21 protein-coding genes and 1 pseudogene are annotated in these 25,735 nt (G+C 62.0%); 18 read left to right on the top strand and 4 right to left on the bottom strand.

Features of this window, described 5'->3' with window-relative positions; genetic code table 11:
- Nucleotides 1–142: 142 nt before the first annotated feature.
- The 9 genes and pseudogenes from DH10_RS05485 to DH10_RS05525 all read left to right on the top strand — a co-directional run bounded on the left by DH10_RS05485 (nt 143) and on the right by DH10_RS05525 (nt 9,933).
- Nucleotides 143–1,816, top strand: coding sequence for an aromatic/alkene/methane monooxygenase hydroxylase/oxygenase subunit alpha (locus tag DH10_RS05485; protein ID WP_210325069.1), 1,674 nt, complete (start codon nt 143–145; stop codon nt 1,814–1,816).
- A gap of 99 nt (nt 1,817–1,915) precedes the next feature.
- A pseudogene (locus tag DH10_RS05490) lies at nt 1,916–2,970 on the top strand (2Fe-2S iron-sulfur cluster-binding protein).
- A gap of 52 nt (nt 2,971–3,022) precedes the next feature.
- Nucleotides 3,023–4,081 (top strand): aromatic/alkene monooxygenase hydroxylase subunit beta, encoded by a 1,059-nt coding sequence (locus DH10_RS05495; protein ID WP_192384393.1) that lies wholly within the window; start codon nt 3,023–3,025, stop codon nt 4,079–4,081.
- A gap of 17 nt (nt 4,082–4,098) precedes the next feature.
- Entirely contained in the window at nt 4,099–4,467 is a 369-nt protein-coding gene (locus DH10_RS05500) for an MmoB/DmpM family protein (RefSeq protein ID WP_192246971.1), read from the top strand.
- 91 nt (nt 4,468–4,558) lie between these two features.
- Nucleotides 4,559–5,581 (top strand): amidohydrolase family protein, encoded by a 1,023-nt coding sequence (locus tag DH10_RS05505; protein WP_192384396.1) that lies wholly within the window; start codon nt 4,559–4,561, stop codon nt 5,579–5,581.
- Between the two features lie 5 nt (nt 5,582–5,586).
- Complete coding sequence (locus tag DH10_RS05510; RefSeq protein WP_192384398.1) at nt 5,587–6,384, top strand: iron-sulfur cluster assembly protein; 798 nt, start codon at nt 5,587–5,589, stop codon at nt 6,382–6,384.
- Nucleotides 6,385–6,459: 75 nt separating this feature from the next.
- Nucleotides 6,460–8,091 (top strand): molecular chaperone GroEL, encoded by a 1,632-nt coding sequence (groEL, locus tag DH10_RS05515; RefSeq protein ID WP_192384400.1) that lies wholly within the window; start codon nt 6,460–6,462, stop codon nt 8,089–8,091.
- Between the two features lie 37 nt (nt 8,092–8,128).
- Nucleotides 8,129–9,172 carry an NAD(P)-dependent alcohol dehydrogenase gene (locus DH10_RS05520; protein WP_192384402.1) on the top strand — a complete coding sequence of 348 codons (1,044 nt, stop codon included), beginning with the start codon at nt 8,129–8,131 and terminating at the stop codon, nt 9,170–9,172.
- Nucleotides 9,173–9,243: 71 nt separating this feature from the next.
- Nucleotides 9,244–9,933, top strand: a complete 690-nt coding sequence (locus DH10_RS05525; RefSeq protein WP_192384430.1) for an MIP family channel protein — start codon at nt 9,244–9,246, stop codon at nt 9,931–9,933.
- 89 nt (nt 9,934–10,022) lie between these two features.
- Here the strand turns inward: DH10_RS05525 and DH10_RS05530 are convergent, their stop codons facing one another.
- Nucleotides 10,023–12,110 carry a sigma-54-dependent Fis family transcriptional regulator gene (locus DH10_RS05530; RefSeq protein ID WP_192384404.1) on the bottom strand — a complete coding sequence of 696 codons (2,088 nt, stop codon included), beginning with the start codon at nt 12,108–12,110 and terminating at the stop codon, nt 10,023–10,025.
- 86 nt (nt 12,111–12,196) lie between these two features.
- Entirely contained in the window at nt 12,197–12,670 is a 474-nt protein-coding gene (locus DH10_RS05535) for a hypothetical protein (RefSeq protein ID WP_192384406.1), read from the bottom strand.
- A gap of 300 nt (nt 12,671–12,970) precedes the next feature.
- On the opposite strand from DH10_RS05535, the gene DH10_RS05540 reads away from it, so the two are divergent.
- Nucleotides 12,971–13,474, top strand: coding sequence for a hypothetical protein (locus DH10_RS05540; protein WP_192384408.1), 504 nt, complete (start codon nt 12,971–12,973; stop codon nt 13,472–13,474).
- 369 nt (nt 13,475–13,843) lie between these two features.
- Here the strand turns inward: DH10_RS05540 and DH10_RS05545 are convergent, their stop codons facing one another.
- Nucleotides 13,844–14,887 carry a helix-turn-helix transcriptional regulator gene (locus tag DH10_RS05545; protein ID WP_192384410.1) on the bottom strand — a complete coding sequence of 348 codons (1,044 nt, stop codon included), beginning with the start codon at nt 14,885–14,887 and terminating at the stop codon, nt 13,844–13,846.
- A 194-nt stretch (nt 14,888–15,081) separates the two neighbouring features.
- Between DH10_RS05545 and DH10_RS05550 the strand changes: the two genes are divergently transcribed.
- From DH10_RS05550 to DH10_RS05585, 8 genes are all read left to right on the top strand, one after another.
- Nucleotides 15,082–17,448 carry a beta-glucosidase gene (locus DH10_RS05550; protein ID WP_192384412.1) on the top strand — a complete coding sequence of 789 codons (2,367 nt, stop codon included), beginning with the start codon at nt 15,082–15,084 and terminating at the stop codon, nt 17,446–17,448.
- A gap of 98 nt (nt 17,449–17,546) precedes the next feature.
- A complete protein-coding gene (locus tag DH10_RS05555) occupies nt 17,547–18,782 on the top strand; it encodes an ABC transporter substrate-binding protein (RefSeq protein WP_192384415.1) in 1,236 nt (411 codons plus the stop codon).
- A gap of 140 nt (nt 18,783–18,922) precedes the next feature.
- Nucleotides 18,923–19,798, top strand: coding sequence for a carbohydrate ABC transporter permease (locus DH10_RS05560; protein ID WP_192384417.1), 876 nt, complete (start codon nt 18,923–18,925; stop codon nt 19,796–19,798).
- Nucleotides 19,795–20,679 (top strand): ABC transporter permease subunit, encoded by an 885-nt coding sequence (locus DH10_RS05565; RefSeq protein WP_192384419.1) that lies wholly within the window; start codon nt 19,795–19,797, stop codon nt 20,677–20,679. The genes DH10_RS05560 and DH10_RS05565 overlap by 4 nt, the downstream gene beginning before the upstream one ends.
- Before the next feature lie 2 nt (nt 20,680–20,681).
- Nucleotides 20,682–21,752, top strand: coding sequence for an ABC transporter ATP-binding protein (locus tag DH10_RS05570; RefSeq protein WP_192384421.1), 1,071 nt, complete (start codon nt 20,682–20,684; stop codon nt 21,750–21,752).
- 76 nt (nt 21,753–21,828) lie between these two features.
- Nucleotides 21,829–24,204, top strand: a complete 2,376-nt coding sequence (locus tag DH10_RS05575; protein ID WP_192384423.1) for a beta-glucosidase family protein — start codon at nt 21,829–21,831, stop codon at nt 24,202–24,204.
- A gap of 34 nt (nt 24,205–24,238) precedes the next feature.
- Complete coding sequence (locus tag DH10_RS05580; protein ID WP_192247003.1) at nt 24,239–24,544, top strand: hypothetical protein; 306 nt, start codon at nt 24,239–24,241, stop codon at nt 24,542–24,544.
- 92 nt (nt 24,545–24,636) lie between these two features.
- Entirely contained in the window at nt 24,637–24,963 is a 327-nt protein-coding gene (locus DH10_RS05585) for an FCD domain-containing protein (protein ID WP_192384425.1), read from the top strand.
- Nucleotides 24,964–25,237: 274 nt separating this feature from the next.
- On the opposite strand, the gene DH10_RS05590 is transcribed toward DH10_RS05585, so the two are convergent.
- On the bottom strand, nt 25,238–25,735 hold a 498-nt coding region (locus DH10_RS05590; RefSeq protein WP_192384428.1), incomplete at its 5' end, for a thioredoxin domain-containing protein.

Raw genomic sequence — 25,735 nt, forward strand, 5'->3', positions numbered from 1 at the left:
CGCGATCCACTCGAACAGCCCGACGCTAAGTCGCGCCTGAACGCGCAACCCTTTGTCGTGCCGTTCGCACTCTCACTGGCGGCGTTGATTGCCGTCTCACGCCCGGATCAAGGAATCCGCGGCTCAAACCTGGTGGAGGCTTATGACGATGTCGTCTTTGACGCTCAACAAGATCACCTCGCAACGCGGCATTTCCGTAGGCGAGGCGACGAAGAAGATTTCCGACCTCGGTTGGAACCCGACCTACGTCCAGGAAGCGATGACGTTTCCGACGGACTACAAGATCGCGAAGGCGCCGCGCGATCCGATGAAGCAGGTGCTGCGCTCCTATTTCCCGATGCAGGAGGAGAAGGACAACCGCGTCTATGGCGCGCTCGACGCCGCCCTTCGCGGCGACATGTTCCGCAATGTGGAGCCGCGCTGGGTGGAGTGGATGAAGCTCTTCCTCGCCATCATTCCCTTCCCGGAAATCTCCGCCGCCCGCTCGATGGCGATGGTGGCGCGACTGGCGCCGGGCGAGGACCTCAGGACCGGCTTCACCATGCAGATGGTCGATGAGTTCCGCCACTCCACTATCCAGATGAATCTGAAGAAGTGGTACATGGAGAACTACATCGACCCGGCGGGCTTCGACATCACCGAAGAAGCCTTCGGCAAATGCTACGCAACCACCATCGGCCGCCAGTTCGGCGAAGGCTTCATCACCGGCGACACGATGACGGCCGCTTGCATGTACCTGACGGTCGTCGCCGAGACGGCGTTCACCAACACGCTCTTCGTCGCAATGCCCTCCGAGGCGGCGCGCAACGGCGACTATGCGCTGCCGACCGTCTTCCTGTCGGTGCAGTCCGACGAGAGCCGGCACATCGGCAACGGCCATTCGCTGCTGATGGCGGCGCTGAAGGAGCCCGAGAACCATCTGCTGCTCGAACGCGACATGCGTTACGCGTTCTGGCAGAACCACGCCATCGTCGATGCGGCGATCGGCACCTTCATCGAGTATGGCACCACCAATCGCGACAAGTCGAAGGAATCCTACGCGGAGATGTGGCACCGCTGGATCTACGAGGACTACTATCGCACCTACATGCTGCCGCTCGAGAAATACGGCATCAAGATCCATCATGACGATGTCCAGGCTGCCTGGGAGCGCATCACGAAGAAGAACTATGTCCACAAGGTCGGCCAGTTCTTCGCGGTCGGCTGGCCGGTCAATTTCTGGCGCATCGAAGCCCAGACCGACAAGGACTTCGAGTGGTTCGAACACAAATATCCGGGTTGGTACGCCGAGTTCGGCGACTTCTGGAAGTGGTACGCCAAGCTCAGCCACAAGGGCGAGAAGGTGCTGCTGTTCAACAGCGACGTTGGCTACGTCTATCCGCACCGCTGCTGGTCCTGCCTGGTGCCTTGCCTCATCCGCGAGGACATGGTGGTCGACGAGATCGACGGGCAATTGCACACCTTCGCCCACGAACTCGACCGTTGGACCGCCGTCGAGGCCTTTGCCGATGAGTATCAGGGCCGTCCGACGCCCGCGATGGGCCGCTTCAGCGGCAAACGCGAGTGGGAGACGCTCTATGACGGCTGGGACCTCGCCGATGCCATCAAGGATCTCAACTTCGTCCGCTCCGACGGCAAGACGCTGATCCCGCAGCCGCACCTGCGCTTCGGTGCCGACGAGCAGTGGACGCTCGACGACGTGCGCGGCAACATCCTCGGCTCGCCGCTCAAGGCGCTTCGCGGCATGTCTGCGGCGGATCGGGAGAAGCATCTCGCCGAGTATCGGGCCGGCTTCACCATCACGCCGTTCAACTGACCATCCGAGCGCGGGGGCCGGGTTCCGACCCCCGCGACATTCCAGAGGAAGGCATCTCCTGTCCTGCGGACGGGCCGGAGAGGAATTGGGAGGTTATCGATGGCTGGTGCTCACACAGTGCGCCTGGAGCCGGTCGGCGTCGAGTTCGAGGTCGAAAACGGCGAAACGGTCCTGAACGCGGCATTCCGACAGGGCATCGCGCTGCCGCATGGCTGCAAGGAAGGGCAATGCTCGGCCTGCAAGTGCGTGCTGCTCGAAGGCGAAGTCGACATGCTGAAATACTCGACCTTCGCCCTCAACGACATGGAGAAGGACGGCGGACACATCCTGTTGTGCCGATCCATCGCCTATTCCGACATGCAGGTCGAGCTTCTCAACTACGACGAGGAGGTCCTGGCGAAATCGATCGCGGTCAAGACGTTCAACGGCCGGATCTCGAAATTCGAGCATCTGACCCATGACATCCGCGGCATCGAGATCGAACTCGGCTCGCCGATAAAATTCTGGGCTGGGCAATATGTCGACATCACGGTCACCACGCAAAAAGGGGAGACGATTACGCGCTCGTTCTCCATGGCAAATACGCCGGACCAAACCCAAAAGCTTTCCTTCATCATCAAGAAATATCCCGAAGGAAAGTTCTCCGGAGAGCTCGATTCCGGAGGCATCCGCGTTGGAGCCGAGGTCACCGTCGTCGGACCCTATGGAACCTGCTTCCGGCGGGAAGAACGGCAGGGTCCCCTGATCCTGGTCGGCGCCGGCTCCGGCATGTCGCCGGTCTGGTCGATCCTCATCACCTGAAGAGCGGCGAGAAGCGGGACGTCTATTTCTTCTACGGCGCGCGGACGCCCAGCGACCTGTTCTACCTCGACAGGATCGCCGAGCTCGCCGGTCGCCACCCGGAGATGAACTTCATCCCGGTGCTTTCGCACGTCAACGGCGAGGCGTGGGACGGCGAGCGCGGCTTCGTTCACCAGAGCGTCGATGCCAAGCTCAAGCAATTGGCGGTCGACGGGCAGGGCGACGTCTACGCCTGCGGTCCGCCGCCCATGATCGATGCGCTGCAGCCGGTTCTGTTCATGAACGGGTTCGAGACCGAACGCATCTTCTTCGACCGGTTCACCACGTCGTCCAGCGCCACCCCTGCCCATTGAGACGGGCCGGAGCCAGCGACACCAAAGCAACTGCAACAAGGGAGTGAAGACAATGGTAGCAACGTCGAGTTCAGTCGGATCGGGAGCCGCGGGAGCCGCGATCTTCGCCGATTCGGACAGCCGCAAATATCGGTACTTCGAGCCGAAAGGCCAGCGCGCCACCCACTACGAGGATGTCACGGTTGACGTGCAGCCCGACCCCGAACGCTACCTGATCCAGGACTGGATCATCTCTTTCTCGAACGGCAAGGGCGCCTACGTCAAGGACAACACGGCTGCCAAGAGCTCGAACTGGCATGCCTTCCGGGCTCCCGATCAGGAATGGGAGCGCACCCACTACCAGCGCCAGTCGAAGATCGAGACGATGGTGCAGAGCGTCATCACCAATGCCCGCCGCGCCGGCGCGCCGAAGACCTTCGACAAGGTCTGGTCGAAGCTGCTGCAGGCGCATCTCGGAGCATGGAAGCATGCCGAGTTCGGCCTGGGCACTTCGCTCATGCAGGCGCAGCGCTACGGCTACACGCAGATGATCAACAATGCCACGCTGACCAATTCCTCCTACAAGCTCCGGCTGGCCCAGGACATTACCCTCTATCTCGCCGAGATCGGCATGGACATCACCGGTTGGGACGACGAGCTCGGCAAAAAGCATTGGCTCGAGGACGGCGTGTGGCAGGGCACCCGCGAGGCGATCGAGACGATCATGGGCACGGCCGACTATCTGGAACAGTACTTCGCCATCAACATCGTCTTCGAGCCGCTGGTTGGCGAACTGTTCCGCTCCGGCTTCCTGATGCAGGCGGCGGCGGCCAACCACGACTTCATCACGCCGCCGGTGATTTCGGCGGCCGAAGCCGACTACGAGCGCAACCTCGCCAACACCATCGACCTGATCTACCTGCTCGCCAACGACGAGAAGCACGGCGCGGCCAACAGGAAGCTCTTCCAGGGCTGGGTGAGGAAGCACCGCGCGCTTGCCGACAAGGCAGCCATCGGCCTGCAGCCGATCTGGTCGATGCCGCATTCCAAGCCGATTTCGTTCACCGACGTTCGCGCCCAGTCCGAGGAACGGATTGGCCAGATCCTCGGCGAACTCGGCCTCAAGCGCTGAACAAGGGAGAAGACATCATGTCAGTAGCAGCACGCGACGCCTCGCAATCCAACATCTTCAAGTCGATGAAGGACATCACTTTCGAGCAGACGATTTCACACCAGTGCGGCGTCACCATGAACGACTCGGTCGAGGCGCGCGCCATCGCCGAGTTCATGGGCAAGAAGCCGGGGGTCATCGTCACCTACCAGCCGGCCATGATCCGCATCGACGGCGACGGCAAGCTGATCTTCAAGATGGACGAGATCAGCGAATATCTCGGCCGCGAGATGACCGCCGAGATCTTCGAGGTCAACACCTCCACCCACTACGGCCGCATGGTGCGCATCGACGACAACACCGTGATCCTGTTCGGGAACATGGACGAGGTCTTCGAATACATCTGAGCAAGCTCAAGGACCCGGCACGCCGCCCGGAAGCGGCGCGCCGGCACCCTCAATACGACGCCCCACCAACACGACGATTGCGGAGGCAAGAATGTACAGGACACCCGACGGCAAGGATATCTTCGTGGTCGATGGCCACACCCATTTCTGGGACGGCAGCCCGGAGAACCAGAGGAACATCCACGGCAAGCAGTTCATCGACTGCTTCTATGCCTATCACACGAACCTGAGCCCGAAGGAGCAGCTGTGGCCGAAGGGCAAGTTCGAGAAATACAGCGCCGACGATCTTTATCGCGACCTGTTCATCGACGGCCCGGACGATGTCGCGATCGTCCAGTCCACCTACCTGAAGGACTTCTACAAGGACGGCTTCAACACGATCGAGCGCAACGCCGAGGTCGCCAAACGCTACCCTGAACGGTTCATCGTCAACGGGTCCTTCGATCCGCGCGATGGCGAGAAGGCGCTGGAATACATCCACTTCATGAAGGAGACCTACGACGTCAAGGGCGTGAAGATGTATACGGCCGAGTGGAACGGCGCCTCCAAGGGCTGGAAGCTCACCGATCCCGATGCCTACAAGTGCTTCGAACTCTGCGAAAAGCTCGGCATCAGGAACATCCATGTCCACAAGGGCCCGACGATCATCCCGCTCAGCAAGGACGCGTTCGACGTTCACGATGTCGACCACGCGGCGACGGATTTCCAAGGCCTCAACTGGATCATCGAGCATTGCGGCTTGCCGCGCCTCGACGATTTCTGCTGGATCGCGACGCAGGAGACCAATGTCTATGGCGGCCTGGCGGTGGCGCTTCCCTTCATTCACTTGCGCCCGCGCTATTTCGGCGAAGTCATCGCCGAACTGCTGTTCTGGCTCGGGCCGGAGAAGCTCCTGTTCGGTTCCGACTACGCGATCTGGACGCCGCGCTGGCTCGTCGAGAAATTCTGGGCCTACCAGATCCCGCAGGACATCGCTGCAGAACGCGGTGTGCAGCTGACCGACGAGATCAAGGAGAAGATCCTCGGCCTGAATGCCACGCGCCTCTACAACATCGACATCGATGCCAAGAAGAAGGCGCTCGCAAGCTCGCCCTTCGGCATCGCGGCGGAGTAGGGGCCATGGCCACCGCCAGCGTTTCCGGCAGCCGCGAGAAGGAGCTCTGGCGGCGCCTTGGTGAGGTCAACGACCCGGAACTCGACGAAGCGATCACAGAGATGGGCTTCGTCGAGCGGGCCGAGGTGATGGGCGATGGCAGCGTGGAGGTCGACTTCCGCCTGCCGACCTACTGGTGCTCGCCCAACTTTGCCTTCCTCATGCTCGACGGTGTCCGCAAGGGGCTCGACCGGCTCTCCTGGGCGCCCGCCTACCGCGTGAAACTGCACGACCACATGTTCGCCGAAGAGGTCAATCGCGGCATCGAGGCGGGCAGGACGTTCGGCGACATCTTCGCCGAGCTTGCCGGGGACAAGGATATCGCCGCCTTGCGCGAAACCTTCAGCATGAAGGCCTTCAAGCGACGTCAGGAGGCGGTCTTGCGCGGCCTGCGGGAGCACGGCCTCACGGATCGCGAAATCCTCGGCATGGACCTGGCGGCCTATGATGCCGCCAGGTTCGAGCCGGGCGAGGCGGCCGCGCAGAAGCCGCGATACCGCGCGGCTCTGCTCGAGCGGTTTCCCGACCGCCGCGCAGGCGATCCCGTCTTCGTGACCTGGGAGGGACGCCAAATCCCGCCTGCCGCGCTCAGTGCCCATCTCGCCGAGCTGCGCGGCGTGCGCGTCAACATGGAGTTCAACGGCGCGCTGTGCCGTGGGCTGAAGCAGACAAGATACAAGGAACTGGGTGTGGTCGACGGCGAACCGACGCTGGTCGACTTCATCATGGACCGCGTGCCGGCGCGAAACGCGCCGGCCGTCTAGCAGCGTCGAAAGCAACGGCCTCCCTCGCACGAGGCCCCCAACCAACAAGCCGCCCGTAAGGCGGAAGGAGGAGTCATGCCTAAAATAATGCTTCACAATTCGCAGGCGCGCCGGGCCCTTGCCCGTGGTGTCTTCAGGCTGGCGGCGGCCGTCGAACCGACGCTCGGCCCCAAAGGCATGAACGCAATGATCGACCGGCCGATCGGAACGCCGATGGTGACCCGCGATGGCGTCAGCATCGCCTCCGAGATCGAACTGCATGACCGTTTCGAGAACATGGGGGCGCAGGTCGTCCGCGAAGTGTCGATGCAGACCAATGAGGTCGCCGGCGACGGCACGACGACCGCCATCGTGCTCGCCAACGCACTGATCCAGGGCGGCATCGAGGCGAATGAGCGCGGCGCCAAATCGGTCGATCTCTGCAAGGGCATCGATCGCGCGGTGGCGGCGGTGGTGGCCGCCCTCAAGGCTTCGGCCAAGCCCGCCAAGGGCAACGGCATCCTCGCCTCGGTCGCCAACATCGCCGCGACCGACGCCAGGCTTGGCGCGCTGGTGGCGGAAGCACACGAGCGCGTCGGCGCGGAAGGCGTCATCACCACCGACTTCAGCGTCACCACCGAGACCACGCTCGACGTGGTCGAGGGCATGTCGTTCGACCGTGGCTACCTCTCGCACCACATGGTCACCGACCAGGAGAAGATGGAGGCCGTGCTCGAGTGGCCCTTCATCCTGATGACCGACCTCAAGATCAAGGAGCCCAAGGCGCTCGAGACCGCCCGCCGCATCGCCGACGAGGCCGGGCGGCCGCTGCTGATCGTATCCGAGGAAGTGTCGCCGGAAGTGGTGGTGACGCTGCTCGGCAAGCAGGAACCCGGAAAATACCTCATCGTCCATCCGCCTGAATACGGCCATTGGCGCAAGGCGATGATGGAGGATCTGGCGATCATCACCGGCGGCAAGGTGATCGCCCGCGATCTCGGCGGCCGGCTGGAGGACATCACGGCCGAGGATCTCGGGACGGCCGAGCGGGTGAGGACCAGCGCGTCCTACACCTCGATCATTCGGGGCGGCGGCGACCATGCCGCGATCGCGTCGCGCCGCGCCCAGGTGCAGCGGCAGTATGAGGCCGCGCCGCCCAACATCGAGCAGGACAAGCTGCGCGAGCGCCTGGCCAAGCTTTCCGGCGGCACTGCCATTCTCTACGCCGGCGGCGTCACGCCGGTCGAGCAGAAGCGGACCATCCAGCTGATCGAGGATTCGCTGAATGCTGTGCGCGCCGCTTCCGAGGAGGGTGTGGTCGCCGGCGGCGGCTCGGCGCTGGCCCAGATCGCGCCGCTGCTCGACAAGGTGGCGGCCGAGGCGGAGGGCGACATCGCCGAAGGCGTGCGCCTGGTGCGCTCGGTGTTGTCGCGGCCGCTGTGGCGCATCGCCGCCAACGCAGGCGCGGATCCCGAAACGGTGGTGGCCGAGGTGACTCGCGTCAATGGCGGCCACGGCTACAACGCGTCGGCCGGCAGCTACCAGAACATGTTCGAGGCGGGGATCATCGACCCGGTCCGTGTGACCTACACCGCGCTCGCTAACGCCGCCTCCGTGGCGACGCTGATCCTGACCACCGAAACACTGATCGGCGATCTCGCCGAGGACGAGGACCCGACCGCCGGCCCGGCTCGCGGCGGCGGTTCGGAAAAGCTTGGCCGCGCCTGACACGGCATTCCACCAGATATTTCGAAAGGACACGACGATGAAAGCCGCCAGACTCTACGAATACGACCCGCACATGAACGTGAAGCTCAAGATCGAGGAGGTCGCCGCGCCGACGATCACGGCCCCGGACGAGGTGATCGTGCGGGTCGGCGCCGCCGGACTGTGCCGCACCGACCTCCACATCATCGAAGGCGTGTGGAAACCGACCATGGACCCCGACGGCAGCCTTCTGCCTTACATCATGGGCCACGAGAATGCCGGCTGGGTCGAGGAGGTTGGCAGCGGCGTCCGGTCGGTCAAGCGCGGCAACGCCGTGATCTGCCATCCGTTCCGCTCCTGCGGTATATGCCTCAACTGCCGGCACGGCGAGGACATGTATTGCGATAATGGCCAGTTCCCCGGCCTCGGCATGGACGGCGGCTTCGCCGAATATTTCATCACCAGCGAGCGCTCGCTGATCAAGCTCAACGCCAATGTCACGCCGATCGAGGTGGCGCCGCTGGCCGATGCCGGCATCACCGCCTATCGCGCCGCCAAACGGGCAGCGAAGCTGTTGCGGCCGGGCAGCTACTGCGTGCTGCTCGGCATCGGCGGGCTTGGCCACATCGCGCTGCAGTCGCTGCACGCGATTTCGGGCTGCCGCATCATCGCCGTCGATCGCGAGCCGGCCGCGCGCGTGCTGGCCAAGGACCTCGGCGCCGATTTCGTCCTCGACGGTGGGCCGAATGTTGTCGAGGAGGTCAAGCAGATCACCGGCGGCGGCGCCCATGTCGTCATCGATTTCGTCGGCGAGCTCGGCGTCGAGAACATCTGCTGGCAGATGGTGCGCAAGGGCGGCCAGCTGTTCGTCGTCGGGTATGGCGGCGCGGTCAACGTGCCGACCGCGCATCTGGTCATCGAGGAAATCAACATCGGCGGCAGCCTGGTCGGCAATTTCACCGAGCTCGTCGAGCTGATGGAGCTCAACGCCGACGGCAAGGTGAAGATGCACTACACCGAGTACAACCTCGCCAGCATCAACACCGCGCTCGACGACTTCAAGAACCGGCACTTCACCGGCCGCGGCGTCATCGTGCCCTGAAACATTTGGACCGGACTTCGCGCGGACGAGCCGTCGTCCGGTCCCCACCATCATCCAGAGGGAGAGAAAATATAAACAAATACATCTGTGAATTCATCGGCACGTTCGCGCTGGTCTTCTTCGGCTGCGCGACGGTCCTGTTCATGCGCTCAGAGGTCGGCCTGCTCGGCGTCGCCATGGCCTTCGGCCTGTCGGTGGTGGCGATGGCCTACGCCATCGGACCGATTTCGGGCGCCCATCTCAATCCGGCGGTGAGCCTTGGCGTCTTCGTTTCCGGCCGGATGAAATTCAACGACCTTGTCGGCTATGTCGTTGCGCAATGCGTGGGGGCGATCGTCGCATCGGCGGTGCTCTACGTTATCGTAGAAGGCAAGGGTGGCGGCTATGATTTGGCGGCGAATGGTTTTGCCCAGAACGGTTGGTCGACCTATTCAGTGACCTCGGCGTTCCTGTTCGAGTTGATCGCGACGTTTCTGTTCCTGCTTGTCATCCTTCGTGCGACTGCCGAAGGCGGCGCCGGTGCTCTGGCCGGCCTGGCGATCGGATTGACACTGGTCATGATCCATCTCGCCGGCATTGCCGTGTCCGGATCCTCGGTCAATCCGGCGCGCTCACTAGGCCCCGCCCTGTTTGCCGGTGGGACCGCGCTGTCACAGCTCTGGCTCTATATCGTGGCGCCTTGCCTCGGCGCTGCGGCAGCCGGACTGGCGCTGCGTGTTGGTGTCATCGGCGTCGGCGAAACGGCACCGCAGCCGGCCTGATCGGCTGCCCGCCCGCTGCCCCTTCTGTCGGCTGAGATTCCCCCGACCCATGGCGCGAATGCCATGGGTTTCCTTTTTGCCGCGTGTGTTCAGACGAAGCCGCGCCGGATGCCATATTGCTCGAGCTTGCGGTAGAGCGTTGGCCGGGAGATGCCGAGCCGCTGCGCGACGCGGCTGAGATTGCCGCCCTCCGCGGCCAGCGCATTTTTCAACGCCTGGCGCTCCGCCTCGGCCAGCGTGCCTTCAGGCACCTCCGATGAGACGACCGCACCGTCACTCGGCTTCGCGCTCTGTCCGGAATCAGGGGCGGTGATTTCCTCGGGAAGATCGTGACGACCGATATCGCGGCCGCGCGCCAACACATGCAGACGTCCGACAAGGTTCTTCAGCTCGCGCACATTGCCCGGCCAACGATAGGCCAGCAGCGCCGCGAGCGCCTCCTGCGAGAATTCCAGCGGCTCCTCGCCTGAGGCTGATGCGATTTTCCGGTTGAAATGTTCGGTCAGCAGCAGCACGTCGTCGCCGCGCTCACGCAGCGGCGGCACCGTGATCGAGACCGCGCCGATCCGATAGTAGAGGTCGCGGCGGAAGCGGCCCGCGGCAACTTCCTGCTTGAGGTCGCGATTGGTCGAGGCCACAAGCCGGACATCCACCGGCCGGCCCCGGCTGTCGCCGATGCGGTGGACCACGCGCTCCTCCAGGACACGCAGCAGAAACGGCTGGATCTCGAGCGGCATTTCGCCGATCTCGTCGAGGCTGAGCACGCCACCATTGGCAAGCTCGAAAACACCCGGCTTGCCGTCGCGCGAGGCGCCGGTAAAGGCGCCGGCGACATGGCCGAACAGCTCGCTGCCAAACAGATCCCTGGTGATTGCACCGCAATTCATCGCGATGAACGGATCGTTTAGCGTTCTTCGGTTGCCGGCATGGACAAGCCGCGCAAACAACTCCTTACCAACGCCCGTCTCAACTTCGACCAGCAGCGAGGCGACGCTGTTCGAGCGGGCGACGCGACAGGCGGCGTCGACGGCGGCGAGCAGGGCCTCGCTTTCGCCGACGATCATGGCGGCGGCATCCTGAAGATGCTTGTCCGCTTCCCGATGGACCATCGTCACGCTGGAGGCTGCCGGCGCCGAGGGGAACACCAGTGCCGCACCGCGCAGATCGCCGTCGAGCTTGAGCGGCGTGATGTGGCAGGAGCGCAGATGGGCCGGCAGCGCCCTGGCGATATCGGCTTCGGAACCTGACGACGGAAGGTTCATCAGCCAGCGGCCGCGGCCCGCTTCCGCCGGGCCATCGGCCATTTCGGAGGCTTCGCCGTCGGGCACGTTGTTGCGGAAGATGGCGCGGCCCCGACGATCCAGGATCACCAGCCCGTCTTTCCGACGGTAACTGGGAGCAGAGGAAATGAAAGCTTCGAGCAGACGTGTGCGTTGCTCCTCCTGCTGCTCGGCCAGCGCCTTTTCGATCTCCCGGGCCGTGGCGGCGACAAGGGCGGTGTTGTGCGGCCTGAAGATCGGCGAATAGCCCGAGAGGTCGACGACCCCGATGATCTTGCCATCGAGAGGATCGCGGATCGGGGCGCCGGCGCAGGTCCAGGATTTGATGCCGGCACAGAAATGCTCGGCAGCATGGACGAAGGTCGGTTCCCCGGTCCAAAGTGCTGTGCCTATGCCATTGGTTCCGACGGCGCCCTCGTTCCATTTGCCGCCGATGGCGAGGTGGATATCCATGCCATCATGCAACGTCTTCTTGTCGCCGATGGCGTCGATCAGCACGCCGTCGCTGTCGGCCAGAACCAGCATCGCGCCTGTTCCCTCCAGCAACTGGCCGATGGAGGCGAAAGACCGGCGCGCAGCGGCGAGCAGTTCGGCATTGGTCCGGGTCAGAAATTCGATCTCGTCGCGATCGCCGTTCAGCGGCGCTTCATGCCCTTGCGCGTTGATGCCGCCGGTTGCGCTGCGATACCAGGACTCGTGGATGAGGGAGCGAACGTGGCTTGGGTGGACTGCATCGCGGGCACATTTGGGTTCGTCCGCCAGAAAATCTTCCCAGGCGCGCATCGTGGCGCGCTCGTCATAGTCGATGCTGCCCAGAACCATTTGCTTGCTGGCTAACGGCGCGTGCGCCGGAAGAGCATCGATCTTCATCTGATTGGGGCCTATCTCGCGTTTCATTCAGTCATCACGGAACCTTTGGGGTATGCCATGGCTGTATGCTGTTGCGGATTGGACGTGTTGAACCCGGTCCAATCGCCTGCCGGTCAGTTAATGCCGAGTTTCGCGCCGATGTCGCCGGCAAGCTGTTCTTCGGAGTAGGTGGCGGTGAGGCGGGATCCATCCATGTCGGCAAGTTTCGCGGCGACAGTTTCATCGACCGGCGCGAAGTAGCCGTTCTGCTTGGTCGCCAGCACGAAAATCTGTTCTCCGCCGCGATTGCGGATATCGCCGATGTGATGAAGTTGGCGCCCTGTATCCTGATCCTTGGAAATCACGCGGCCGTTGATGGTGACCTGAATGGACGGTTTAGCTTCGGCCACTGTCGCAGTACCGCCGCCAACATGGATGATCAGACCCTCCGCCTTCGGTTGCTGGCGAGGCATCCTCGAAGCCGAATAGCCGCCGCCGCTGATCTGGTCGGCAAGGCGAACGATGGTGGAGCGGTTTTGCTCGATCAGTCGTTTGACCTGTACGTCCTCGCGCCGCGGGCCATCGCGCTTGGAGATGATCTCGACCATGAATCCTCCCAGATTCGTTGGCTTGGCAGTGCCGTCGCAACGGCTCATTCTTCTTCTTTGCAGCGAACCTTACACTGCCATAACTAGCTCCGCCATTCACATTAGATAGCGCCGAAACTCGTGCTGTTGGTAGCAGGTGGCTGCTACACGAGATTGCATGCAGTGCCCTTGGGTGCGACATGGCCGCAGATGAAGGCTTCGATCATGGCATGTGCGCTCCGCTCATTATCCTATTGAACGGAAGCGGCGGTCGCCGGCCGGTTTCAATCTTCATACTTCCCTCCATCCGAGATCCAGCCTTTGGCCAGGAAATCGGCGCGCGGAGGGCAAAAGATGTCGAGTAGGATATGGTGGCCTTCAAGAAGGGCAAATACGTCTACTGTCACTGCACCGGACATCGACAAAGGTCGTGGCGGCTATGCCGATTGTCGCCGTAAATATGTCAGAGAAGAAGTGCTCAACGACACGTTCGGCACGCTCCTCGACCAACTCCATTTCGACGAAGAGGTGCTGGACTGGGTCAAGACCGCGCTCAAAGCCAGCCATGCCGATGAGCGTTGTGGGCACGAGCAGGCGATCCATCGTTGTCAAACCGAGTACAAACGCCTCGAAGACCGTCTGCAAGCCATGTATCTGGACAAGCTCGACGGCCGCATCGACAACGTCTTCTATGACCGCATGTCGGCACAGTGGCGAACGGAGCAGGCCGCGAGATCGAGCGCCATGGTCAGGCGGAAGAACCCTACATGGATGACGGCATTCGCCTGCTGGAGCTGGCACACGACGCTCGTCGCCTGTTCATAAAACAGCCTGCTCACGAGAAAAAACGTCTTTTGAATCTTGTACATCGAACTGCGAGTGGAACCGAGGTGAGATTCGTGCGGCTTTCAGGCAGCCGTTTGATTTGCGGAAACCGTGGCGACAGCTGCAATCGAGGAGGCGCGTCAAGGGAAGTTATCCGCAGGGCATCCAGTTTGGCTGGGCAACCTATGCCGGTCACCGTTTCGCCCGCGAGCTGGACGAACCCGATATCGGCGATGCGTTGCCTTTTCGGCGGGAGGTGACCGCGCTGGCGGTCGATTAGACGCCGTGTTCATCCGACCGCTGTAGCCGGATGGTCGTCAATTCCGGGTCCGGACGGACATGGTGGCAGCACGGATTATGCGAAGGTTTTTAGCGTGAACCTGCATTATAAGGAGCACGCAGTGTGACCTCCCGGCGACCGGTCGCGTTGACCCCAAGGGAAATCTCAGCAGCCTTGCCAATCTGCACGGCATGTTGCGTGAGTAGCCTCAATGCCTCGGACGCATCCTCCTCGGTCAATTTGCTTCTTGCTCCTCGCAGCCCCTGTCCGCGCCTAAACTCCCCGGGGCTGCAGCCGAAGCGGGCTCTGAATTTGTTGTAGAAGACTGCCGGGTTACCGAAACTGTTTCGCTCCATGATCATGCTGATCGTATGATCGGTAATGCGAAGTTCGTGCGCGGCGGCGTCCAGGCGCTGGTTCAGGCAATAGTCGCGATAGCCTATTCCCAAATGACGTTTGAACAGGCGTGAAAGATGGCTCAGCGTCAGACCTTCCGCATCCGCGATCTCGCTCAAGGTCCGGTTGTCGTCCTGTCCTCCGACCGCGTCCATGATCTTTAGGATGCGGTTGCGGCTGGCGGAGCGGAGGGGAGCCTCACCCCCCTCAGATTCCTGGTAGGGGATCGCGCGGTAGATGAAGCAGGCAAGGAGATTGGCGGTGGTGTCTCGCACCATCATCTCCTCGAGATGCCCGGTCTGATCGAGGACCAGCCGCGCCATCAGCGCCTTCATGGGGGCGGTCCTGTTCATGAAAGAACGGCCGTGCAGGAAGGTGCGGCACAGATAGTGCCGGGACGAAAAACCGGGCAGCCCCAGCCGCTCGAAGTATGCGCCGTCGAGATGCACGCCGCAGATCAGCGCATCGGGCGAGACCGACGTGGAATTGTGCGGCACGTCCGAATTGATGATAATCACGTCGTCCGGGTTCATCTCGCAGAGCTGTCCGTCAACCACAAGTCGAAACCTGCCTCGCAGCACAAGAAGTATCTCCATTTCGCGGTGCCAGTGATAGGGAACGTCGATGGCGCCGTGGACGAAGGCCCAAAAATGCCGTGTCGCCGTGGGCGCATGGTTTTCAAAGCCGGCATCCTGTTTGCCGCGCAGCTCACCGGGGCTCAAATAGGCGATGTTCATCTCTCTTCCTCCGTGAGGGCGTCATGCAATAAGCATCAAAAACTGTCGTACTTCCAGTACAAGTTTCGCGGCTAGATTTGCGGCCCCCCAAGTGTCATCAAATTGTCGTCCTGGAAGAGACCGGACGCCCAGGCGCTGCCCGGCAATTCGCGGGTGGCGAACCGATGGCGCGTGGCAAAGCGGATGAAATGTGCATGAGCTGGAATGTTTCCGATAGGCAGTTGGCTGCCCTCGTCGCGGAAATGACCGTCGAGGAGAAAGCTGCTGCGGTCAGTGGTCATGGATTGTGGCGCACTGCGACCAACTATCGCCTCAACATTCCCGAATTGCTGATGACGGACGGCACCTACGGGGTCCGTTATTCGATCGATCAGATCGACGGCATGCAGGATGGCGACAGGCAACTCGCAGCGTTCCTCGGCGTCGTCAATACGGATCTTTCGACGGGCGTCGAAAGCGCGTTCGGCTCCACTCGTCCGGCAACCTGCTTTCCGAACGGTTCCTCGCTGGCCTGCTCGTGGGACGTTGATCTGGCCTATGAGCTCGGCGAGGCGCTGGCTGCCGAATGCCAGGCTTTCGGCGTCAACATCCTGCTCGGCCCCGGCATCAACATCCGTCGCACACCGCTCGCCGGCCGGAGTTATGAATATTATTCCGAAGACCCCGTGCTTAGCGGGGAGGTTGCCGCGGCCGTTATCAACGGTCTGCAGCAAAACGGCGTCGGCGCCTCGCTGAAACACTTCGCCTGCAACAACTCCGAAGTCCAGCGCACGACGATGAGCTCCATCGTCGAGGAACGCGCCCTGCGCGAGATCTATCTCGCGGGCTTCGAGCGGGCCATCCGCAAGGGCAACCCCTGGACGGTGATGAGCTCCTACAACCGGCTGAACGACATCCAGGCAGCGGAAAATCATTGGCTATTGACCGAGGTGCTGCGCGACGAATGGGGCTACGACGGTGTTGTCGTTTCCGATTGGCATGGGATCAAGAACCGTCCCGCGTCGATGAATGCCGGCAACGATCTCGACATGCCGGAAAGCGGCGCGCGCAAGCAGGAATTGATCGACGCGGTCAAGGACGGCCGGGTGCAGATGGACGCGCTCGACCAGTCTTGCCTGCGCATCCTCAAGCTTGTCCGCACGGCGCGCAACGCCATCCGGCCGAATGCCGAGGCCGAGTTCAAGAAGCATCACGCGCTCTCGCGGCGCATGGCGGCGGAATCGATCGTGCTCCTGAAAAACGAGAAGGCGATCCTGCCCCTCGACGCAGCGAAGTTTGGCAAAATCGCTGTCGTAGGCGCGGCCGCCGTCGAGCCGGTCATCCAGGGTTCCGGTTGTGCGACGACACGTCCAACCGAAATGGATATTCCGCTGGACAAAATCCGCGAGCTTGCTCCCGGCGCCGCGGTCAACTTCCATGCCGTGGCCGATTTCGAAGCCGGCAGCGTGTCCGAACAATCGGCTCTTGCGGCAGTCGATGCGGCCGATGTGGTGCTGTTCTTTGGCAATACCGAGGTCGGCTACGACGGCGAGGGCTCCGATCGTACTCATCTCAATCTTCACGCCAGCCAGGATGAGCTGATCGAGCGTCTCGGCAAGCGTAGCGGCAAGCTCGTTGTCATCCTGTCCACTCCGGATGCCGTGGCCATGCCGTGGATCGAAAGCGTTCGGGCTGTCATTGCCGCCTTCTTCGGCGGGCAGGGCGTGGGCATGGCCATCGCCGATGTCCTGTTCGGCAAACAGAACCCCTGCGGTAAGCTGACCGTGACATTCCCGGTCCAGATGGAGGATATCCCCGGCTATCTCACCTATCCGGGTGAGAACGGCCGTCATGTCTACAGCGAGGGCATCTATGTCGGCTATCGCCACTATGACAAGCGCAAGCTCGCCCCGCTGTTTCCATTCGGCTACGGGCTCAGCTATTCAACCTTCAGCTATTCCAACATCTCCACCAGCACCGACCGCATCGAAGCTTCGGGCACGATCCGGGTATCGTTCGACGTCACGAACACAGGCAGCGTCGCCGGCAAGGAAATCGCCCAGGTCTATGCGCGGCCGCACGGTCCCCGCCTGATCCGGCCGATCCGCGAGCTCAAGGGCTTTGCGAAGGTCGAGCTGCAGGCTGGCGAGACCAAGCGCGTCGAAGTGACGATAGACAGCCGGGACCTGCGCTACTACGACCCTGCCTACCGGCAATGGCTCCTCGATGCGGGCCAGATAAGCTTCGAGGTCGGAGCATCCTCGCGCGACATCCGTCTCGAGAAGACGGTCATGGTGGACGCGCCGGCTTTGCCGTCGACGGTCCTTGACGTGGAGAGTCAGCCTTTCCTGGTGCTGGAGCAGGACTTCGCCCGTCGCCGCTTCCACGACTTCCTCAAAGCCCAACTCGATCTCGACGACGAGGAGGCCGAGAAGATGATGGAGTACTGCGCCGGCTCCTTCCTGGGGATCTACAAGACCGTGTCCTGGGTGGCCGGCGAAAAGATCTCCAAAGCCACGATGGCGGCATTTCTCGACAGTCTCAACAAGGAGATCGGCGAGACAGTCAGCAAGGCAGCATGACGCGATGACGGCGCCGTTCGACGCTGACCGAACACGGCGACCCGATCACCCGGGATGTTCCGGGTCTTGAGATCAACCAAAGCATCAGGGGAACTGAGATGAATTTGCGACGCTTTACTTCCACGATATCCGTACTCGGCCTTCTCGCCGGTTCCAATACCGCGCTCGCGCAAACCGTCGATGTGCAGCATTACTGGACGAGCTCCAGCGAATCCAAAGCGATGAATACGGTGGCCGACGCCTTCAAGTCTAAGGGGGGCAAGTGGATCGACAGCCCATCCGCCGATTTCGACGCCGCGCTTGCGGCCGTCACCAGCCGCATTGCCGGCGGTGAACCTCCCTCCGCCATCCTGATGACGCCGAATTCGGCCTTGCGCGAGCTTGCGGGTTCCGGCCAGCTTCGCGATTTCGACGACCTGGCTGCGGAAGGAGGCTGGCAGAAGGTGATGTCGCCGCTCGTGTGGAGCAAGCTGAACGTAGGTGACCACCTCGTTGCCCTGCCTGTAGGCATCCATGCGCAGAACTGGGTCTGGTATTCCAAACCCCTTCTGGAAGAACTGAAGATCGAGGAACCCAAGACCTTCGAAGAGCTCTTCTCGGCCGCGGACAAGATCAAGGCGTCTGGCCGCATCGGCATAGCGATTGGCGGCGAGCCCTGGCAGGAGGTCGGCATCCTTTTCAGCTCGATCCTTGCTCTGGGCGGTCCGGACTACTGGAACGAGCTGATCGTGAAGCGCTCCCCGCAAGCGCTCAAGTCGCCTGTCCTGCCGCAGGCCTTCGACATCTTCCGCAAGGTATCGACCTATGCGGACCCTGCCAGCCCGGGCCGTTCATGGAACGACACCACCAACCTGGTCGTCACCGGCAAGGCCGGCTTCCAGTTTATGGGCGATTGGGCGCGCGGTGAGTTCCTTGCCGCCGGCAAGGTCGCCGGCAAGGATTTCGGCTGTTTCCTCACCCCCGGCGAAAAGCCGAGCTACGCGATCCTGATCGACGTCTTTGCCTTCCCCGTGAACAAGGATGAAGACCGGATCAAGGGCCAGACCCTGCTGGCCCAGTCGGTCATGGACCCCGCCGTCGAGGAGCAGATTGCCGAGGTCAAGGGATCGGTGCCCTCCCGCACGGATGTCGATACGTCCAAGCTTGACGTCTGCGCGCAGCTCGGCGCCAAGACGCTCGCCACGCCGGGCGCCGCGGTGCAGGCGGCCTATGATGCGCTGGCAGGCGACTTGAATGGACAGGTGACCGATCTTGCCACCCAGTTCTGGACCGACAAATCCATGACGACGGAAGCCGCGGTCGAGAGCTTCTCGAAGATCCTGCAGAGTGAATGAGCGCCGAGCCGGGCCGCGGTTTCGCGGCCCGGCTTGCTGCTGTTGTTGAGGAACCACTAATGCGCGGAAGCCAGGATGGCCAAACAGGAAAGGAGTTTCATGAACGCCACCTCGCCATCGATACGCGACCTGGAGGGAGAATGAAGACCTGGCTGCATAGGCAGACCTTCAATCCGGATATCACGGTTGCCGTGTTCTTCGGCGTCGTCGCGATCTTCTTCTACGGGTCGATCCTATGGACCGGCTACATGTCGCTGACGCGCTCGACTCTGATACCCAGCTACGAGGTGATCGGCTTCGATCAATACGTCAAGCTGTTCACCAATTATCGCTGGCTCGTGTCCTGCCTGAACATGGTGATCTTCGGCGTGCTATTCATCGTCGGGACCCTCAGCTTCGGCACGATACTGGCCATCCTCGCGGATCGTCGCATTCAGGCTGAATCGCTGTTTCGGACCATCTTTCTCTATCCGCTCGCGGTTTCGCTGATCGTCACCGGGCTTTCCTGGCGATGGGTGCTCGATCCGGTGAACGGCCTGCAAGGCCTCATGCGAAACGCAGGATGGGAAAGCTTCACCTTCGATTGGCTGACCAATCCCGACCGCGCCATCTATACGCTCGTCATCGCCAGCATCTGGCATTCGTCGGGCCTGGTGATGGTGATCGTCCTGGCCGGTTTGCGCGGCGTCGACAATGACCTCTGGAAGGCGATCCGCATGGAGGGCATTCCGCTCTGGCGCGCCTATCTGCAGGTGATTTTTCCCGGAATGCGGCCGGTGATTGCTTCCTGCGTCGTGCTGCTGATGTCCGAGGTGATCCGGGGTTACGATCTGGTCATCGCTATGACCAAGGGCGGGCCTGGCATCGCTACCGAAATGCCGGCGAAGTTCGCTGTCGATTTCTACTTCGCCCGCGTCAACCTGGGCCTCGCTTCAGCGGCGTCGATCGTCATGCTGCTGCTCTCGCTGCTGATGCTCTTGCCCTATTTCTACAGCGAATTCAGGAAGCGCACGTGAGCCACGGCATTCAGGTCAAAAGACCGGTGTTTGGGCCGCGCGTCGCGCGCATCGGCCTCTACGCGTTTCTCATCGTGTCGGCGGCGTTCTTCCTGCTGCCGTTGCTGCTGATCATCAGCAATTCGCTCAAGCCTCTGGAGGAGATCCGGCAAGGCAATCTGCTCGCCTTGCCAGTCAGGCCGACTTTCGATGCGTGGATCACGGCCTGGAAAAGCGCCTGTACCGGCCTCGAGTGCGGCGGGGTTCGTCCCGGACTGTGGAATTCGATCAAGATCGCGGTGCCGAGCGTGGCGATCTCCACCCTCGTCGGCGCGCTCAACGGTTACGCCCTGGCGCAATGGAAATCGCGCCGCGCCAATCTGATTATGCTGCTGGTCACCATAGGCTTGTTCATTCCCTATCAGGCCATGCTCTACCCGACGGTCAAGATTCTGAGCAGCATGGGGCTGTTCCGCACCTACGCGGGCATCGTCCTGGTGCACGTGATCTACGGCTTGCCTTACACGACACTGCTCTTCCGCAACTTCTATGTCGGGGTGCCCGACGAGATCAGCCGGGCGGCCCGCATGGAGGGGGCTAGCTTCCTGAGGACATTCTGGTCCGTCATCCTGCCGATTTCGACCAACATTCTCGTCGTCGTAGCGATCCTGCAATTCACCGGCATCTGGAACGACTATCTGCTGGGTTTGATCTTTGCCGGCAACGACAATCTGCCGATGACGGTGCAACTGACGAACATCGTCAACAACGCCCGCGGTTCTGTCTCGCCCAACGTCAACATGGCCGCGGCCGTCATCACGGCTATTCCGACGCTCGTGGTCTACTTTCTTTCAGGTCGCTATTTCGTGCGCGGCATCGCCGCCGGCGCGGTCAAGGGATAGAAATGTCAAGCGTATCCATCCGCCAGATCAGGAAATCCTTCGCCGGCCTTACAGTGCTGGACTCCGTCGATATGGAGATTGCGCCGGGCGAGTTCGTGGTCATTCTCGGCTCTTCCGGTTGCGGCAAATCCACTTTGCTCAACGTGATCGCAGGGCTGGACGATTGCGACTCCGGCCAGATCCTCATCAATGATGTCGATGTTAGCAGCCTGGAGCCAAGCCAGCGCGGCCTTGCGATGGTGTTCCAATCCTACGCACTGTTTCCGGCCATGACGGTCCGGCGCAACCTGTCCTTCGGCATGGAAATCGCCGGCACACCCAAAGCGAAGATCGCCGAAAAGGTCGCATGGGCTGCTAGGCTGCTCCAGATCGAGGCGCTGCTCGATCGTAAGCCAAGCCAGCTTTCGGGCGGCCAGCGTCAGCGTGTGGCGATAGGCCGGGCGTTGGTCCGCTCCTCCAGCATCTGCCTGTTCGACGAGCCGCTTTCCAATCTCGATGCCAAGCTGCGCGCGGAGACGCGGGTGGAACTCAAGCAACTTCACGCGACGCTAAAGTCGACGATGATCTATGTGACACATGATCAGATCGAAGCCATGACCATGGCCGACCGCGTGGCGATCATGCACAAGGGCAGGGTGGAGCAGTTCGCGGAGCCGCAGACGGTCTACGAGAAACCGGCCAGCCTGTTCGTCGCCGGCTTCATCGGCTCTCCGGCGATGAACTTCCTCAAGGGGCATCTTGAAAGGACGCGGCGGTTCAAGACGCATGATGTCTGCCTTGATGCGTCGTCCTATGGTTTCGCGACCGAGCCGACGGCGCCGGAGGCGATATTGGGAATCCGCTGCGAGGACGTGAACGTCGTCGAGCGCGGCACGCCCGACAGCATGCCAGCAACGCTCGCCTTCACCGAGCTTCTGGGCGCCGACGCGCTCGGCTGGTTCGACTGTCTCGGCCAGCGGTTCAGCGTCAAGCTGACCGTCGATGCCGCTCGGACGATGCAAAAGGACGTTGGGTTTCGTTTCAACATGTCCAAGGCCTCGTTCTTCTCGGCGGCGACGGAACGGAGGCTATGACGGCGTCGCCGCGGCCGCGCCGGAGCAACGCGCGACCCTGCCGATCTTGTTCCACGGTCATTCCCGGAGACTTCAAATGACGAATGAAAAGTTCATGGCCGGCGACTTCGCGGCCCTGGTGGCGCAGATGACGGACGAGGAGAAAGTCTCGCTGGTCGCCGGCCATCACATGTGGAAGACGCAAGAGATCGATCGGCTGGGTATCCCGCACATCGTGATGACCGACGGCACCTATGGGGTGCGCTACTCGATCCCGCAGATTGACGATGATCAGGCCGGCGGCGTGGATTTCGCTGCGTTTCTTTCCGTGGTGAACCAGCGGGCGGACCACGTACAGACCGCATGGGGGCAGATGAAACCCGCCACCTGCTTTCCGAACGGAACCAGCCTCGCATGTTCCTGGGACGTCGACCTCGCGCACCAACTGGGCAAAGCGCTGGCCCGGGAGTGTCAGGAATTCGGCGTGCACTTGCTGCTGGGTCCGGGGATCAACATCCGGCGCACGCCGTTGGGCGGACGCTCCTATGAGTACTACTCGGAAGACCCGGTATTGAGCGGGGATTTTGCCGCTGGTGTCATCAACGGCCTGCAAGAGAACGGTGTCGGTGCTTCCCTAAAGCACTTCGCCTGCAACAATTCGGAAGTCGAGCGAACCACGATGGATTCCGTCGTGGAGGAGAGGGCGCTTCGCGAAATCTACCTCAGGGGCTTCGAACGGACGATCCGCCAGAGCGAGCCGTGGACCGTCATGAGCTCCTACAACCGGCTCAACGGCGTTCAAGCCGCCGAGAATTCCTGGCTGCTCACCAAGGTGCTGCGCGAGGAATGGGGTTACGACGGTCTGGTCGTCTCCGACTGGCACGGCGTCAAGGACAGGCCCGCCTCCCTGATCGCCGGCAACGATCTGGATATGCCGGAAAGCGAAACCCGCAAGGCCGATCTCCTCGCGGCAATCAAAACGGGCGATGTCGGCCGGGCGCTGGTCGATCGCGCCTGCGCGCGGGTTCTCGAGCTGGTCCGCAAGGCCAAGCAGGGAGAGAACCGGACAGTGACGTTCGATCGGGCGGGACACCACGCACTTGCTCGCCGTCTGGCCGCGGACTCCATGGTACTGCTCAAGAACGAAGGCGGCCTCTTGCCGATCTCGACAGTCAAGGTGAAACGGATCGCAATTGTCGGAGAGGGCGCCGCGGCGCCCGTCATCCAGGGCTCGGGCTGCGCGACGACGACACCGACATCCAAGGACGTTCCGGTGGACGAAATCCGCAGGCTTGCGGGCAGCGGCGTATCAATCGATGTCTTCCAGGGAACGAGCGAGATCGCGTCCGAGCGCGAAGCACTGATCAGCGAGGCGGAGCAGGGCGTGGCCGGCGCCGATATCGTGCTGGTTTTCGTGAACACGGAAAATGGCTATGACGGCGAGGGGTCCGATCGCCGCTCGCTCGACCTCGCGCCAGGCCACGACGCGCTGGTGGAACGGCTTGTCCGTGCCAATCCGAACATTGTCGTCGTCATATCGAGCCCCGATGCGGTCGCCATGCCCTGGATGGGGAAGGTGCCGGCGGTCGTCGAGATGTTCTTTTCCGGTCAGGCGACCGGCGGCGCCGTCGCCGACATCCTGTTCGGCCGCGTGAACCCGTCGGGCAAGCTGACCACCACTTTCCCGAAACGCATGGAGGACATGCCGACCTATCTCACCTATCCCGGCGAAAACGGGCGGCACATTTATAGCGAGGGTATTTTCGTTGGCTATCGCTGGTACGATGCGCGCGGCATCGAGCCGCTTTTCCCGTTCGGCTTCGGGCTGAGCTACACCGAGTTCGCCTACTCGAATCTGGCGCTTGACCGAACGGTCCTGCAGTCCGGAGAAAAGGTCGCGGTCAGCTTTGCGGTGACGAACACCGGAAAGGTCGGCGGCAAGGAAATCTGCCAGGTCTACGCCCGCTATGGCAAGCCAAGGCTGAAGCGCCCGGTGCGCGAATTGAAAGGGTTTGCCAAGGTCGAATTGGAGCCGGGCGAGAGCAGGACCGTAATGGTGGAAATCGCGGCAGAAGACCTTTGCGTCTACGACACTGCGCTTCAGGCCTGGACACTCGACAATGACGCGATCGCCATCGAGGTGGCGGCGTCGTCACGCGACATCCGTCTAAGCGCCGAATTGCAGACAGTCTCCGCCGTCGCGGTTCACCGGCGCATCGAACGGGATACGCAACCGATCTTCATTTTGGAAAATCCGGCCGCTCGCGGTGAGTTCAATCGTTTCCTCCAGAAACAGCTCGGCATTTCTTCCGAAGATGCGGATCGCATGCTGGACCATTGCGCCAACTCGTTCGTCGGTATCTTCACCACCTTCGACCGGCGTTTCCGCCACACCTTCCCGAAGGCCGATGTCGAGGCGCTTCTAGCCGAGATCAATCGAGAAACATGCGGACAAGAGCGTCACGCCGCCTAGATTCCTGCAGCGTTGACCGTTGTGATGAATATCGTTGGCGCAAGCACTTCCGGCTGCCCTCGACGCCACAGGTGCGGGACCTTCGGTTCGCTCGGCGGCAACGACAGCCTGCGTCGCACCGAGCCACGGCCTGTCCCACGCCGTCGCCATCGGCTACAGCATCGTCGGCACGACAGCAAACACCACCGGGCAGTCGTTTGAAGCGCTGACCATCCTGACCACCATCTGTCTGGCAATCAACCTTTCGGTGTCAGCAGCCATGAATATCTACAACCGACGCGTGACGCTGCGGCATTTATCTTATGCCGATTGGCAACTTTGCGCCTCATGCCGGCTGTAGAACCCAGTCCTGCCAACCGCTGAAAGCAGACACTAGCGGCAACCACGTTGGAGGTCGCAGTTGCGCCTCATGTCAGCCGAAGAGGCTGGCGGTTGCTCGAACCGGCAGCCGCGGCCTTTGCCGCAACCAATGCCAGCGCAACCGAACTGAACGCGGTTCGCAAAGCGCATCAGAGGGTGAGCGACGCCAGGGACATGCCAGATTTCGAGCATTGGGACGCCGAATTCCATCACCGAATATTCGCGTGCTGCCGCAACGACTTCCTTAAAGAGATCCACAACCTCATGCGCGCCATTCGCAACCAGTCACCCTGGTTCGAAATGAAGAAGCGCTCGTTCTCGGAGGAACGCCGCCTGGGGTATCGCGACGAGCACCAGGCAATCTGGAGCGTCTGGTTCGCCGCGATGCGGAAGGTGTGAAAAATGCGATGCTGGCGCATCTTAGAACCGTCGAGCACAATCTTCTAGTCTAGGGCGGCAGGTCCGCGCATCACCGCAGAGCTGCAACAGAGGCCGCTACCCCGCACGCGGACGCCGCTCGACTCGCGCTGGTAGCAAGGCGGCTGGACGACCGCCCCCGGCCCCTCCGGGGTTCATCGGCAGGCGAGAGCGGTGCCGATTGTGGGGCCCGTATCAGGCGACAGCCGCAAACTTCGCGTAATCCTGCGCCCAGCCCCACTACCGAAGCTGCGCCTTACCTTCCGATTTGCGACGCTGCCGACATCAGCTCCTGAGTGTTCGGGGCGCCGAATAGGCCGCCATCAAGTACCTCATTGGAAGTCCAGCGAACGACACCATCGCGGTCCAGCAAGAACTGGCCGACGAGCTGCCCAATGCCGGTGGCCATCATCTGTTGATCCGCTTCCGTGATTTCGTAGCTGTCCTTCTTGTTCAGATATTCGAGCGCCGCAAACGGGTCCATCGGTTCCGGCATTTCGCCCGGCAAGTCGACCCGCATCGACTTCACATCGCTCATCGAAACCTTTTGCGGCCATGCGCTCTCGTCTTCGGTGATCTGCATATTCGGCAATCCAAAGGCGCGGTGTGAAGTCCGCTCCGGATCGGATGCAGCGAGCAGGCCGAGCATCGGATGGTATCGCAGATACAGGCGCGCCCGCTCGATGGGCGTGTTGACCACCGTCAGGCTTTCGATGCCCTTCTCCTTGAGGGCTGGGGTGAGTTGCGAAAGCAT

Origin of the sequence: Mesorhizobium silamurunense (genome assembly GCF_014843825.1) — a bacterium.
Taxonomy (GTDB): domain Bacteria; phylum Pseudomonadota; class Alphaproteobacteria; order Rhizobiales; family Rhizobiaceae; genus Mesorhizobium; species Mesorhizobium silamurunense.